Here is a 13,722-nt window from a genome sequence, read left to right on the forward strand (position 1 = left end):
CTAACGGTCGCCATGAAGCCCACGCCCAATCCCGCCACGCTGTACGTCATCGACGACCATCCGCTGATGCGCGAAGCGGTCGTGATGCTGATGCGCCGGCTGCGTCCTGGCGCCAACGTGATCGAGCTCGATCGCATCGGCGGCATGGAGGCCGCGGTCCGGCAGCATGGGTTCCCCGACCTGGTGTGCCTGGACCTCAAGCTGCCCGACACCACCGGCATGTCGGGCGTGCACGAGATGAAGAACCGCTTCCCCGACGCACCGCTCGCCGTGCTGTCGGCGTCACCCGCGGTCGATGCCGAGGAGGCCTGCATCGAGGCCGGCGCCGACATCTACATCGAGAAGTCCTCCGGCGCGCAGGAGATCGGCAACGCGCTGCGCGCCCTGCTCACCACCGACGGCAGCTTCGAGGAACTCGCGCCCACGGACAGCAAGCTGTCCAAGCGCCAGAAGCAGCTGATCGTGATGCTGGACCGCGGCCTGTCGAACCGCGAGATCGCCGACGAACTGGGCATCAGCGAGCACACGGTGAAGGTGCACCTGTGGCGGCTGTTCCGCCGCCTGGGCGTCAAGAGCCGCACCCAGACCATCCACTACGCGCGCACGCACGGCCTGCTCGGCCAGTGACGCCGCTCAGCACTCGCTAGGCCTGCGGAGCGGGCTGCTGCGGGGCCTGCACGCCAGCACCGCGGCGTTCCACCGAGAGCTGCCCCACCGGATCCAGTCGCCCTTGCCGCAGCCGGTCGACCGCCGACGCGGCACGGTAGATCGCCTGCGCCGCGTCCGTGGGCGTCACCAGCAGCCGGAACACCGTGCCCCTGCCGGGACGCGACGACAGGTCCAGCGGGTGGCCCAGGATGTGGCACAGGCGCGCGACGATGTACAGGCCCAGGCCGAAGCCGTCCTCGGTGCCCGCATGGCCCGGCACCTTGAAGAACTCGCGGAACACCTCGCGCTGGTGCTCGGCCGGGATGCCGACCCCGGTGTCCCAGATCTCGATGCGCGGCCCGCGCGATGTCGCGCGCGCGGCCACCAGCACGCCGCCACGGTGCGTGTACTTCACGGCGTTGGAGATCAGGTTGCCGACGATGCGCTGCAGCAGGATCGGATCGGAGGTCACCGTGCCCGGCACCGCATGCACGCGGAACGCCAGCCCCTTGGCCTCGGCCAGAGGCCGGTACTGCAGCTCCAGGTCGTGCAGCAGCTTGTCCAGCCGCATCGGCTCGATGGTGAGGCGGATCTTCCCGGAGTCCAGCCGCGCGAGGTCGAACAATGAATCGAACAGCGTGTTCACCGCCTTGGTCGCGTCGACGATCTTGGGCGCGATCTCGTGGACCATCTCCGGTTCGCTGCCCAGCCAGTCGGCATAGAGGCCCAGCGCATGCACCGGCTGCCGGATGTCGTGTGCGGCGCTGGCGAGGAACCGGTTCTTGATCTCCACCGCATCGAGCGCCGCCTGCGTCTGCCGCGTGAGCGAGTCGATCAGCTGGTTGTTGCGGTACTGCAGCTCGTAGTTCTTGCGCAGCGTCAGGTGCTGGCGCAGGCCCGTGAGGCGCAGCACCTGCCAGAACACCAGCAGCAGGATCACGATCCACCAGTGCTGCACCGGGCCTGCCAGGCGCAACTCCACCCCCATGCGCCAGGCCATCGCGGCGAGCGCACTCACCGCCAGCGCGTCGAGGCACAGCCGCATGGTCGCAAGATGGCTGGACAGCGTGACGCTCGCGAACATCGCGAGGCCCGCGAGCGCCAGCCAGCAGACGAACTGGTCCTGCAGCGGCACGCGGTCGAAGAAGAGCAGCGTGCTCAGGCCCCACGCCACGCTGCTGGCCGGCCACACCGGCCACCAGCGGTGCAGGAAGGCGATGTGCGCCTCCGCGCCCGCGTTCTCCACGTCGCGCAGGTACATGCGCAGCACGGCGAATCGCACCGCGGCGATCGTGGTGGTGAACAGCGCCCAGGACAGCAGGCCCGCCTTGGGAACGTCCTGCCACAGCATCGCCAGCAGCACCGGCACCAGCAGCAACCCGAGCGACTGCGTGTTGCGCTGCGTGCGCATGAGGTCGCGCACCAGCTCGCCTTCCACCCACAGGCCCTCGGCCGGGGTGACGCTGGACGGCGCGGTGTCGGGCTTCACGCCGCCATTGTCACAGCAGCGCGTCCTCCCGGCGGCGTCAGTGGCTCGCGCGCCGCCGATCCGCCGCTTCGATCTTCATCAGCTGCCGGTACTTGGTGACCGTGCGCCGCGCGACCTGCAGTCCCTGGAACGCGAGCTGGCGCGCGATCTCCACGTCCGACAGCGGCTGCGCCGGCGACTCCGCCGCGATCAGCTCCTGGATCAGGCCGCGGATCGCGGTCGGCGAGCACTCGCCGCCGCTGGCGGTGGCCAGGCCGCGGGAGAAGAAGTACTTCAGCTCGTAGACGCCGCAGGGCGTGGCCATGAACTTGTTGTTGGTCACGCGCGAGACGGTGGACTCGTGCACCCCGACCTCCTGCGCGATCTCGCGCAGCGCGAGCGGCTTCATCGCCATCGCGCCGTAGGCGAGGAACCGGTGCTGCCGCTTGAGGATGGCCTGGGCCACCGCGAGGATGGTGGAAAAGCGCTGCTCGACGTTGCGCACGGTCCAGCGCGCCTCCTGCAGGTGGGCGCCCAGCTCCGCGTTCTCCGCATTGCGATGCCGGCGGAACAGCTCGGCATAGCCGCGATTGAGGCGCACCTTGGGCACCACGGCGTCGTTCAGCACCGCGGTCCACTGGCCGCGCACCTTGCGCACGATCACGTCGGGCGTGACGTACTGCACCGACGGCCCGCCGAAGCGCCAGCCCGGCCGCGGATCGAGGCGGCGGATCGCCATGCACGCCGATTCGGCATCGGCCAGCGGCACGCCCAGGCGGCGCGCCACCGCATTCATGTCGCGGCTGGCCAGGCACTGCACGCACTCGCGCAGGATGCGCGCGGCCAGGGCACGACGCTTGTCGCACCCGACCTGCGGCAGCTGCAGCATCAGGCACTCGACCACGTCGCGCGCGCCGACGCCGGCAGGCTCCAGCGCCTGCACCCGGCGCAGGGCCACCACGAGTTCATCGGAGTCCGCCGGCGGATCCAGCGGCACCAGCGACCCGACCTCCTGCAGTGGCGTGCGCAGGTAGCCGTCGTCGTCCAGCGATTCGATCACCGCCATCGCCAGCGCCCAGTCGCGCTCGGGCAGCGACAGCAGGTTCAGCTGCGACAGCAGGTGGTCGGCCAGCGTGGTCTGGGCCTGCAGCGTGTCGAACACGCCATCGCCGTCGACCATGCGCGAGCGCGACACGGGCTCCACGCCCCAGCCGACGCCATCCGCGCCATCGAGCGGACGTTCGGCGACGACGGCGGGCTCCACATCGTCCATCGCCATGGCCTCGGGGGCGGGGTCGCCGTCCTCGGTCTCCAGGAACGGGTTGTTGTCCAGCGCGTCGCGCACCACCTGCGAGAAATCCATCGACGACATCTGCAGCAGCCTCACCGCGCGCTGCAGGCGCGGCGACAGCGTGGGTTGCAGGTGGGCTCCCACCTGCAGGCTCATCGTTTGCATCCAATCTCCTCGTTGGTCCGGCTGGATGCCGGTCGGCGGGTGGTGCGCAAGGTGCGTGCCGTCGCGTGCGATCGGGCGGCTCTCGTCACCAGCGATACCGCGCGTCACGGGCTGCCCGGCCGTCGAAACACAAAGGGTAGGCAGCGGCACGGATGGCGTGTTTGGCTTTCTGTAAATCTTGCCCTCCGTGCGGCCGAGCCAGCGGCGTGCGGCATGGCTTGCGGCAATCGCCGCCGCGAGGGAAACAGTTGGTTGCCGCGCATGCCGCGACCACCGGTTCGCGCCTAGCCTGTCGCGCAGCGCATGCAGCCGACCTCCGCCTCACATAGCGTCCTCAACGTGCCCTCTGACCTGGAACACACCGGCGATGCCGACCTGCGCGCGCAGGTCGCCGCACTCACCGCCGCGAACGAGCAGCTGCAGCGCGACCTGCAGGCAGCCCGCGACGCTGCGCAGGCCGCCGCCCGAGCCAAGGACGACCTGCTGTCGATGCTCGGCCACGAGCTGCGCAATCCCGTCGGTGCGATCACCGTCGCCTACGACGTGCTGGAGGCCGCGCCTCCCGCGAGCACCGAGGCCTTCGAGGCCCGCGCGATCCTCGGACGCCAGACCCGCAACCTGGGCCGGCTGCTCGCGGACCTGCTGGACATGGGCCGCGTGATGGCAGGGCGCGTCAGCCTGTCCTGCCAGCCGGTGGACCTGGCCGACCTGGTGACGCGCGTGCAGCGGACGCTGGAGATCCAGGGCGCGACGGCCGACCACGCCGTGCATGTGCAGGCACAGGCCGCGTGGGTGCATGGCGACCCGATGCGGCTGGAACAGGTGATGGTCCAGCTGCTGGGCAATGCGCTGAAGTACACGCCCGCGGGCGGCCGCATCGACGTGTGCATCGCGGCGCGCGGCGGCCTGGCCTGCTTCGACGTGCGCGATACGGGACGGGGCATTGCTCCCGGGCTGCTGCCGCACGTCTTCGACCTTTTCGTGCAGGGCGAGCGTCCACTCGACCGCCGGCCAGGCGGCCTCGGGATCGGCCTGCCGCTGGTCCGCAAGCTGGTGGAACTGCACGGAGGCACCGTGCATGCCGAGAGCAGTCCGCAGGGCAGCTGCTTTCGCGTGTGCCTGCCGGGCATCGCGGCACCGGATGCACCGGACGCACACGGCAGCGCCGCCGCACGCCGCCGGCGCGTGCTCGTCATCGAGGACAACACGGACGTGCTCTCGGCGCTGCGGGCCAGGCTCGAGCTCGACGGCCACACGGTGTTCGTGGCGTGCGACGGTGCGACGGGTCTCATGCGCCTCCTGCAGGAGCAGCCCGACGTGTCGCTGGTGGACATCGGCCTGCCCCGCCTGAACGGACTGGAAGTGGCGCGGCACGCACGTGCCGCCGGCTACGCCGGCCGCATGGTGGCGCTCTCGGGCTACGGCCAGCACAGCGACGTCGATGCCGCACGGCGCGCGGGCTTCGACGACTATGCCGTCAAGCCGCTCGGGCACGAGCTCCTGCGGCGCTGCCTCGGCACGGAGTGAAGTGCGGCACGCTTGCCGGCCGTTACAGCAGCCCGGCCGCCGCGAACCAATAATCAGCCCGGCCTTCCGCCACGGCGGAGCAGCAAGCACAACAAGGCACGATGGGGCACGATGGGGCACGCACTGATCGTCGAGGATGATGCCGATGCGGCGCGCATGATGGCGCAGCTGGTGGCCAACGAGGGCTACTCGGCGGCCACCGCGCAGTCGCTGCGCGAGGCGCGCCGGCAGATGGCGCTGCAGCAGCCGGACATCGTGCTGCTGGACCTGAAGCTGCCCGACGGCAACGGCATGACGCTGCTGGACGAGACCGACCTGATCGGCAATTCCGAGGTCGTGCTGATGACCGGCCACGCGAGCCTCGAGACCTCGATCCAGGCGCTGCGCTTCGGCGCCGCCGACTACCTCGTCAAGCCGGTCAGCGCGCGCCAGCTGCAGAGCATCCTGTCGCGCGTGATGAAGCCGTCGGTGCTGAAGGACGAAGTGCGCTCGCTGCACGACGACCTGCAGCGCACGGGCCGCTTCGGCCACCTGGTGGGCACCTCGGCGCCGATGGAGCAGGTCTACCAGCAGCTCGCGCGCGTGGCCGGCACCTCGGTCACCGTGTTCGTCACCGGCGAGAGCGGCACCGGCAAGGAGCTCGTGGCACGCACCGTGCACGACCTGTCGCGGCGGCGTGCCCGGCCGTTCCTGGCGGTCAACTGCGGCGCGATCTCGCCCAACCTGATCGAGAGCGAGATCTTCGGCCACGAGAAGGGCAGCTTCACGGGGGCCGAGCGGCAGCACCACGGCTTCTTCGAGCGCGCGCATGGCGGCACGCTGTTCCTCGACGAGATCACCGAGATGCCGATGGAGCTGCAGGTGAAGCTGCTGCGCGTGCTGGAGACCGGCACCTTCATGCGCGTGGGCTCGTCGACACCGATCGAGACCGACGTGCGGGTGATCGCCGCCTCCAACCGCGATCCGGCGCAGGCGGTCGCGCAAGGCAAGTTCCGCGAGGACCTGCACTACCGGCTGAACGTGTTCCCGCTCGAGCTGCCGCCGCTGCGTGAGCGGCTGGAGGACCTGCCGCTGCTCGTCAAGCATTTCCTGGCCGACATCGGCAAGCGCGAAGGCGTGTCCAAGCGCGCCACCCCGGCGGCGCTGGAGCGGCTGGCGCAATACCGCTGGCCGGGCAACGTGCGCGAGCTGCGCAACGTGCTGCAGCGCGCGTGGGTAATGGCCCCCGAGGCCGACATCACCGACCAGTGGCTGCCGCGCAATCCGGCGCAACAGGTGGCAAGTCTCGCGGCGGTGGCGCCCGTCATGGCGGGCGCAGCCGGCAGCGCTGCGGCGTTCGTTGGCAAGCCCGCCAGCGATGCGGGCGAGGCGTCATCCACCGGCGGCGCCATCCAGATCACGGTCGGCACGCCCCTGGCCGCGGTGGAGCGCCAGGTGATCCTCGCCACCCTGGCGCACTTCGGCAACCACAAGGAGCGCACGGCCGCCGCGCTGGGCGTGAGCCTCAAGACGCTCTACAACCGCCTGAAGGACTACGGGCTCTAGCCTTCAGCGCACCAGGGGCAGCAGGTGGGCCGGCCGCAGCGCCGGCGGCTTGCGGTGGCGTGTGCCCTGCTCGTACGCATAGGCCAGCTGCAACAGCTTGCCTTCCGACCACGCGGTGCCGACGAAGGTGAGCCCCACCGGCAGCCCTTCGGCCTGGCCCATGGTCACGGTGATCGCCGGATAGCCGGCCACCGCCGCCGGCTGCGAGCTGGACCCGAGGAAGGCATCGCCATTGACGTGGTCCGTGAGCCAGGCCGGGCCCGCAGTGGGCGCGACGATGGCATCGAGCTTGTGCTCGCGCAGCGGCTTGTCGATGCCCTCGCGCGCGAGCCGCCGCGCCTTCTGCGACGCGTCGACATAGGCCGCGTCGGTGAGCGGGCCCTTGGCCTGCGCCTTCTCGAACAGCTCCTGGCCGAAGAAGGGCAGCTCGCGATCGGCGTTGCGCTGGTTGAAGGCGATCACGTCGGCGAGCGTGCGCACCGGCACGCCGGGCCGCGTGGCGAGATAGCGGTTCAGGCCGTCCTTCAACTCGTACAGCAGGACTTCCATCTCGTCCTCGTCGTACTCGCCGATGGCGCCGAAGTCGGCCGGATCCACCAGCTCGGCACCGAGCCGCTTCAGGTCGCGCAGCGCCTGCTCGTAGAGCCGGTCGGTGTGCGTGCTGTAGCCCGTGACGCGCTTGCGGGCGACGCCGATGCGCATGCCGCGCAGCCCATCAGCCTTGAGGAACGCGCGGTAGTCGGGGGCGACCTGCGCATCCCTGGTGGCCGCATCGCGCGGGTCCGCGCCGGCCAGCACGTTCAGCACCACGGCGGCGTCGGCGACGCTGCGCGTCATCGGGCCGGCGGTGTCCTGCGACTGCGAGATCGGGACGATGCCGCTGCGGCTGACGAGTCCCACCGTGGGTTTGATGCCGACGAGGCCCGCGACGCTGCTGGGGCACATGATGGAGCCGTCGGTCTCGGTGCCCACGCCGGCCACGGCGAGGCCTGCGGCAACCGCAGCGCCGGTGCCGGAACTCGAGCCGCAGGGATTGCGTCCCTCGCCGTACGGATTGACGGTCTGGTCGCCGCGCGCGCTCCAGCCGCTGGACGAGTGGCTGGAGCGGATGTTGGCCCACTCCGAGATGTTGGTCTTGCCCAGCAGCACGGCGCCGGCCTCGCGCAGCCGGCGCACGAGGAAGGCGTCCTCGCGCGCGGGTGCGCCCATGAGCGCCAGCGACCCCGCCGTGGTGAGCATGCGATCGCCGGTGTCGATGTTGTCCTTCACCAGCACCGGAATGCCATGCAGCGGCCCGCGCACGCTGCCCGCCTGCCGCTCGCGGTCGCGCGTGCGGGCGATGTCCAGCGCATCGGGATTGGTCTCGACCACCGAATGGAGGCCACCGGCTCCCGCGTCGATGCGCCGGATGCGCAGCAGCGCCTCGCGCGTGAGCGACTCCGACGAAGCGCGGCCTTGCGCCATCAGCGCCTGCAGCTGGTCGATGGGGGCTTCGGGGGGTACCTGGGCGCCGGCGCGGGCGGCGGCCAGGAACAGCGCGACGGGAAAGGCGAGCGAGGCAAGACGAAGCGGCGGCATGCGGCGGGCGAGGGTTGGCTGGCCCGCGATGGTAGACGGTCGGCCCGCGCCGCGGCGGGCCGGTCGCCCGTTCGCGTCAACCGACCTTGCGCGCCGTGCGGCCGCTGTCGATCTGCGAGCGCTCGCAGCCGCCCACCAGCGTCGGCGACTGCGTCGAGTCGGCAACTTCGCGGTGGCCGACCACCGTGACGGGGTCGAGCGCCACGCGCACCGGTGCCGTGCGGTCGTAGTTGCCGGGACCGGCGGTGAGCCAGGCCGCGGCCGTCAGTCCCACCACCGCGACGGCGACGGCACCGCGCAGCACGCGCACCAGCGTCGAGTGGCCATCGAGAAAGCCTGGTTCGTAGGCATGCATGGTGTCCTCCTGCGCAGGACCGACGCGGCCCCGATGGAGTGCACTCTACGAATCTGCGGACCGGCCCGCAGCACCGATGCGACGGACCGCTGCCCGTGGCGACGAACTGCACGAATCCGTGCCCGGATGCTGGCGCCGCTGAGCTTCGACATCGCAGGCATGCCCATTGCCATGCGTGGAGTCCATCCAGTGCCCACAGCATTCCAGAAAGGACGGTCAGACATGGCAACCCAGGATTCCTCCCCCAGAAGCAAGACGGCGCCAGCTCCCCCAAGCGCAGCCTCCGCGGCTTTGCTGCCATGAACCCGCAACGCCAGCGCGAGATCGCGAGCCTCGGTGGGCGGGCCGCGCACCAGAGTGGCCACGCGCACGAATTCACCACCGAGGAAGCGCGCGCCGCCGGCAAGAAGCGGCACGCGGGCCGCAACGGCGCGACGACGCAGGCCCGCTGAGCCTGCCGAAGGGCTGTAGGACGGCGCGGCCCCACCGCGGGGCCGGCGCCGACAGGGACCGCATGCGGCCGTTCCTACGATGCGTCTCAGCGATGGACACCGCACCGCTTTCCGCACCGACCCTGCATGACGCGAGCCGCGCGCTGTGGCTCGCGACGCTGTCGCTGATGGCGGCCTTCATGCAGACCCAGGCACCGGCGCACCGCTACCTGCTGGCGCGGCGCATCGCGAGGAATTTCGAGACGCTGCGCACGCAGGACTGCTTCTCCGCCGACTGCCGCCGGCGCTTCGGCCGCCTCGGCTCGCGCTGGCAGGCCCAGGCCGACCGGCTGCGGCCCGGCGAGCCCGTCCCGCCGCGCTGGCAGCAGGTCATGCGCCGCCTGCTGGGCATCTGAGGCCCTCGCGCGTCTGTACGCGCCCACCTACACGGCACCCCGCGCGGTGCCGACACGGCCGCGCCGTGAACATTTGCAGACTGGCTGAAACACTCTCCAACCCTGCATGGCAACCAGCAAAGGCATGGCACCGACTTCCACGCGCACGCTGTGGAAGGGCGCCATCACGTTCGGCCTGGTCCACATCCCGATCGGGCTGTACTCCGCGACCGCGGAAAGCGGCATCGACTTCGACTGGCTCGACAAGCGCACCATGGACCCGGTGGGCTACAAGCGCGTCAACAAGAAGACCGGCAAGGAGATCGACAAGGACGACATCGTCAAGGGCGTGAAGTGGGACAGCGGCGAGTACGTGGTGCTCAGCCCCGAGGAGATCGCCGCCGCCTACCCGCGCACGACGCAGACGATCGAGATCGAATCGTTCGTCGATGCCGACGAGGTCCCCTTCGTCTACCTGGAGCGGCCCTACTACGTCGCGCCCGTGAACAAGGGCGACAAGGTCTACGCGCTGCTGCGCGAGGCGCTCAAGCAGACCCACAAGGTCGGCATCGCCAAGGTGGTGATCCAGACCAAGCAGCACTTGGCGGTGCTGATTCCGTGCGGTCCCGCGCTGGTCCTGAACCTGCTGCGCTGGGGCGGCGAGATCCGCTCGTGGGAGGACCTGAAGCTGCCGCCCACGGACGCCAAGTCGGCCGGCGTGAAGGACGCCGAGCTGAACATGGCCAAGCAGTTGATCGAGGGCATGTCGGGCCACTGGAGCGCCGACGAGTTCCGCGACTCGTTCAAGGACGAGATCATGAAGCTCGTGGAATCCAAGGCGCAGGCCGGCGAGACCGAGGCGGTCGAGCAGGTCGAGAAGGCGCCCTCGTCCAGCGATTCGAACGTGGTCGACCTCACCGAGCTGCTGCGCCGCAGCCTGCGGGGCGGCGCTGGTGCGACGGAGCACAAGGCACGCGCGCCGGCCCCAGCGCCCAGCGCCAGCAAGCCCGCTGCGAAGCGCAAGGCGAGCCCCGCGCGCGCCGCGGCCAAGACGGACACGGCCAAGCCCGCGGCGGCCCGCAAATCGGCCGCCGCCAAGCCGCGCGCCAGGAAGACCGGCTGACCGCATGCAGGGCCTGCTGTACCACGCGTCGTGGATCGCCGTGGCGCTGGCGCTCATCGCCGGCGCGAGCGCCTGGCTGTCGCACCACTGGCGCCTGCGCGAGACGCGCCGGCATCACGCCGAAGAAGCGCTCGACGCGCTGGCGCGCTACTCCGAATGGCTCGCGGGCCAGCGCCGGCCGGGGCAGTTCAGCGGCGAGCGCACGGATGCGGCCGCGCCACTGGCGCGCGTGCGGACCCTGCAGCAGGCGTCGTTCCCGGAGCTCGCGCCCGCGCTGGTGCACCTGTACGAGGTGCATGCGCGCCTGCTCGATTTCCTGTGGCGCCAGCAGCTGCTGCAACTGCGCGATCCCGAAGGCTGGCTCGAGTCGGACCACGACGGCCGCTTCATGGCCCTCTGGCGCGAGCACCGCGAAGTGGTGCATGCGCTGGCCCAGACGCTGCGCCGCCGCGCCGGCGAGCTGCTCGTCGACGCCGAACCGGAGTCGGTCTACCCCGCTTGAGGCGGGCCTATTCGGCCCGCGCGTCGGACCCGTGTTCCGAGAGCTGTGCACCGAACCAGCGGTGCACGGCCGTGACCAGCTTCAGGTCGCGCGTGCGGAAGCGGATTTCGGCCCCGTTCGACAGCGACCGGTACGTGATCTGCATGTGCGCAGCGCCGGCCTGCATGTCCTTCAGGCCGGGCATGCTGTCACCGTGCAGGTGGGCAGGATCCCCGAAGTCACCCTTGCGGAAGGCGGCTGCTTCCTGCGCGAGATGGTGCTGGATCCTGCGAACCTGCTCGGCGTCGGCCGAGTCGCCGCGCAGGATCACTTTCTGCGTCCCGCCGTCCTCGGTCATCCGGAACACGTGCACCGTGCTGGCCAGGTCGAACAGCATGACCTCGTGCCCGTGGCTGTGCACGTGCTCCTGCACGGCCTGCGCCGCAACGACGGTCGACATCGCGAGCAGCCCCACGGCAGCGAACCACTGCACGCTGCGCATCCGGATGCGGGAGGCGGAGGAGTTCATTCGGCGAGCATAGGTCATGAGCCCCGGGGCGCCGAGGGCGAAAAAAAGCCCCGGCGAACCGGGGCTGAGATCGCGATCGCGAGAGGGATCAGGCGCTGGGCGCGCTGCTGTCGGTGCCGGCCGGACGGGCTTCGGCGGCGCGGCGGGTGCGCACTTCGACGCTGCGGCGGGCGGCCGCACGAGCCTCCTCGCGCGAGAACTGGTGGGCACGGCCCGCGGCGTGGGCGGTACGGCCGCCCAGGGCCGCGACCTGCTTCATCTTCTCCGGGTCGAGAAGGGCAAAACCACGCTTGCGGGGGGTGTCGGTGGGCTGGGTCATCTGGGGCTCCTGGTGGGCTGGTGAAAAGGTTGCCCATCCTTGGCCAAGCTCAGCTGCCCCCTTGTAGGACAAACGCTCACGTGCTCGTCGGCACCCTTCCTCAACAGTCCAGACGGGTGTAGAGGCCCGCTTTCCGGACTTGCGTCGGTCAGCGCGCGGCCACGGTCCTGGAGGCCACGCGGAAGTCGTCCACCCGCACCCGCAACGGACCTGCCCCGGTCACGACATCACCAGAGAGGTTGTTCACCAGCTCCAGCCGCAGCTGGTAGTCGCCCGCTGGCGGCTCGATCCAGGTCTCCGTCTGGCCGCCGCGGAAGTCCAGCAGCTCGCGCTTTCCCCGGCTCTCCGCGACCAGGCGGAAGTGGTGGGTGCCGGCCACCTTCGCGTCGACGTGGGCGATGTTGTAGCCGGTCGCATGGAATTGCACGCGGAACGCGCCACGCACCGCAGCGCCGTCGGCCGGAGCCAGGAACGCGATGCGCGGCGGCCCCTGCAGCTGCGCAGGGGTGACGTCGGTGCGCTGCGCCGTGACCGTGATCCGGGTCGGCTTGCTGAAGACGAAGTACGGGATATGGCCCTGGTCTGCCAGCAGGAGGTTCAGCGTGTACGTGCCGGGCTTGAGGTTCAGCACGGTCTCCATCTGGCCCTTGCCGAAGTGGATGTACTGGTCGGTGAAGGGCAGCGGCTTCTTGAAGTCCAGGGGCAGCGGCTGGTTCACCAGCAGGTGGTGATGGCCGGCACGTCCCGCCGTCTTGCCTGCAGGCACCAGGCCCCGCATGGAGAGCCCGAACCGCACCACGAAGGGCGAGGTGACGCTGGCGCCGTCGACGAGGTTGGTGAAGTAGGCCTGCGGCTCGCGTGCCGGCGGCGGGACGATCCAGGGGTGGTGCAGCTGGTCGCTCTCCGAAGGCGCTGCCGCCGGGGGAGCGGCCGACGGCGCGGGCTGGCCGGCAGCGATGCCGGCGAAGCCGGCCAGCAGGGCGGAGGCTGCGGCAGCAGCCAGGAACGATCGGACCATGGGCACTCCTCGTTGGAACGTTGCAAGGCAGTACGCCCGGCCCAGCCGTCCGGATTCAACGGGACGCGGAAATTTCAGCCCGGCAACCGGCGTAACAGCCGTTCGCAGAAGGCACCCGCTGGCGGTTCCGGTGCCCAGAATGGGCCGATGAACGAACAGCAACGCAACGAACTGGCCACCCTGCTGGAACAGCGCCGCAGCGAACTGGAGCGCGCCACCGAGGGCCTGCGTGCGGGCCTGGCGACGCCGGCCGAGGCCGGCTGGCCCGAGGTGCGCGACTCGGTGGAGGACGGCGACGCCCGCATGATGGCCACGCTGGACGTCACGCACCTGCGCCGGCAGGAAGACGAGTTGCGGGAAGTGATCCAGGCCCAGGAACGCATGCGCACGGGCGAGTACGGCCGCTGCGAGACCTGCGACGAGCCCATCCCGTTCGGACGGCTGCAGGTGCGGCCGGAGGCGCGCTTCTGCATCCGCCACGAGGAGGCGTGGGAAGAGGCGCACCCGGGCGGCGGCGTCCCAGGCGCCTGAGCGCGCGCCCTGCGGGGTCAGCCCTCCGCCTGCGACGCGTCGTCGCCGGGCTGCTCGGCCTGCTGCCGCTGCAGGTGGTCGCGCAGGTGGTGGCGCACGCTGTCCATGCCCTCGCCGCTGCGGCGTGGCCGGCCGCTGGCGGCCACGTCGTCGGGCGACTGCTTCTGCCCTTCGTCGTCACGGTCCATCTGCTGTCCTCCGGCGCTGCCTTCGTCGTTGTGCATGTGCATTCGACGCGCAAACGATGAGCCGGTTCGTCAGCGGCCGGCTCTGCCGTATGTCAGCGGGCTCCCACAGAAGAGCTGGCCCGTGCCGGCC

General features: G+C 70.7%; 16 protein-coding genes. 8 read left to right on the forward strand and 8 right to left on the reverse strand.

The genetic code is table 11. The features are described 5' to 3' along the window. Positions 1–12 precede the first annotated feature (12 nt). Positions 13–627, forward strand: a complete 615-nt coding sequence (locus tag ACPWT1_RS22265) for a LuxR C-terminal-related transcriptional regulator (protein WP_427913308.1) — start codon at positions 13–15, stop codon at positions 625–627. A 16-nt stretch (positions 628–643) separates the two neighbouring features. Here ACPWT1_RS22265 and ACPWT1_RS22270 read toward each other — a convergent pair whose 3' ends face one another. Both ACPWT1_RS22270 and rpoN read right to left on the reverse strand, forming a co-directional pair. Continuing rightward, positions 644–2,137 (reverse strand): sensor histidine kinase, encoded by a 1,494-nt coding sequence (locus ACPWT1_RS22270; protein ID WP_427913309.1) that lies wholly within the window; start codon positions 2,135–2,137, stop codon positions 644–646. Positions 2,138–2,174: 37 nt separating this feature from the next. Continuing rightward, positions 2,175–3,572, reverse strand: a complete 1,398-nt coding sequence (rpoN, locus tag ACPWT1_RS22275; protein ID WP_427913310.1) for an RNA polymerase factor sigma-54 — start codon at positions 3,570–3,572, stop codon at positions 2,175–2,177. A gap of 339 nt (positions 3,573–3,911) precedes the next feature. On the opposite strand from rpoN, the gene ACPWT1_RS22280 reads away from it, so the two are divergent. After that, positions 3,912–5,099: a hybrid sensor histidine kinase/response regulator gene (locus ACPWT1_RS22280; protein WP_427913311.1), complete on the forward strand. Its 1,188-nt coding sequence runs from the start codon at positions 3,912–3,914 to the stop codon at positions 5,097–5,099. A 111-nt stretch (positions 5,100–5,210) separates the two neighbouring features. Beyond that, on the forward strand, positions 5,211–6,644 hold the full coding sequence (locus tag ACPWT1_RS22285; RefSeq protein WP_427913312.1) for a sigma-54-dependent transcriptional regulator: 1,434 nt from the start codon (positions 5,211–5,213) through the stop codon (positions 6,642–6,644). 3 nt (positions 6,645–6,647) lie between these two features. On the opposite strand, the gene ACPWT1_RS22290 is transcribed toward ACPWT1_RS22285, so the two are convergent. Beyond that, a complete protein-coding gene (locus ACPWT1_RS22290) occupies positions 6,648–8,222 on the reverse strand; it encodes an amidase (RefSeq protein WP_427913313.1) in 1,575 nt (524 codons plus the stop codon). Positions 8,223–8,298: 76 nt separating this feature from the next. After that, positions 8,299–8,577, reverse strand: a complete 279-nt coding sequence (locus ACPWT1_RS22295; RefSeq protein WP_427913314.1) for a hypothetical protein — start codon at positions 8,575–8,577, stop codon at positions 8,299–8,301. A gap of 95 nt (positions 8,578–8,672) precedes the next feature. Here ACPWT1_RS22295 and ACPWT1_RS22300 point away from each other — a divergent pair, with 95 nt between their 5' ends. The 4 genes from ACPWT1_RS22300 to ACPWT1_RS22315 all read left to right on the forward strand — a co-directional run bounded on the left by ACPWT1_RS22300 (position 8,673) and on the right by ACPWT1_RS22315 (position 11,028). After that, positions 8,673–9,029: a KGG domain-containing protein gene (locus ACPWT1_RS22300; RefSeq protein WP_427913315.1), complete on the forward strand. Its 357-nt coding sequence runs from the start codon at positions 8,673–8,675 to the stop codon at positions 9,027–9,029. 92 nt (positions 9,030–9,121) lie between these two features. Beyond that, positions 9,122–9,424, forward strand: coding sequence for a hypothetical protein (locus ACPWT1_RS22305; RefSeq protein WP_427913316.1), 303 nt, complete (start codon positions 9,122–9,124; stop codon positions 9,422–9,424). 106 nt (positions 9,425–9,530) lie between these two features. Beyond that, positions 9,531–10,526, forward strand: coding sequence for a Ku protein (locus tag ACPWT1_RS22310; protein ID WP_427913317.1), 996 nt, complete (start codon positions 9,531–9,533; stop codon positions 10,524–10,526). Positions 10,527–10,530: 4 nt separating this feature from the next. Continuing rightward, the gene (locus ACPWT1_RS22315) at positions 10,531–11,028 is read left to right on the forward strand and encodes a hypothetical protein (RefSeq protein ID WP_427913318.1); all 498 of its coding nucleotides are present in this window, start codon (positions 10,531–10,533) and stop codon (positions 11,026–11,028) included. Between the two features lie 7 nt (positions 11,029–11,035). Here the strand turns inward: ACPWT1_RS22315 and ACPWT1_RS22320 are convergent, their stop codons facing one another. The 3 genes from ACPWT1_RS22320 to ACPWT1_RS22330 all read right to left on the reverse strand — a co-directional run bounded on the left by ACPWT1_RS22320 (position 11,036) and on the right by ACPWT1_RS22330 (position 12,873). Beyond that, positions 11,036–11,536 (reverse strand): aspartate carbamoyltransferase, encoded by a 501-nt coding sequence (locus ACPWT1_RS22320; protein ID WP_427913319.1) that lies wholly within the window; start codon positions 11,534–11,536, stop codon positions 11,036–11,038. 88 nt (positions 11,537–11,624) lie between these two features. Then, positions 11,625–11,855, reverse strand: a complete 231-nt coding sequence (locus ACPWT1_RS22325) for a hypothetical protein (protein WP_427913320.1) — start codon at positions 11,853–11,855, stop codon at positions 11,625–11,627. 148 nt (positions 11,856–12,003) lie between these two features. Then, positions 12,004–12,873: a DUF4399 domain-containing protein gene (locus ACPWT1_RS22330; RefSeq protein ID WP_427913321.1), complete on the reverse strand. Its 870-nt coding sequence runs from the start codon at positions 12,871–12,873 to the stop codon at positions 12,004–12,006. 147 nt (positions 12,874–13,020) lie between these two features. Between ACPWT1_RS22330 and ACPWT1_RS22335 the strand changes: the two genes are divergently transcribed. Further along, entirely contained in the window at positions 13,021–13,404 is a 384-nt protein-coding gene (locus ACPWT1_RS22335) for a TraR/DksA family transcriptional regulator (protein WP_427913322.1), read from the forward strand. A gap of 17 nt (positions 13,405–13,421) precedes the next feature. Here the strand turns inward: ACPWT1_RS22335 and ACPWT1_RS22340 are convergent, their stop codons facing one another. Beyond that, the gene (locus ACPWT1_RS22340; RefSeq protein ID WP_427913323.1) at positions 13,422–13,628 is read right to left on the reverse strand and encodes a hypothetical protein; all 207 of its coding nucleotides are present in this window, start codon (positions 13,626–13,628) and stop codon (positions 13,422–13,424) included. Positions 13,629–13,722: the final 94 nt, after the last annotated feature.

The sequence above is a fragment of the Ramlibacter sp. MMS24-I3-19 genome, from assembly GCF_050320135.1.
Lineage (GTDB): Bacteria > Pseudomonadota > Gammaproteobacteria > Burkholderiales > Burkholderiaceae_C > Ramlibacter.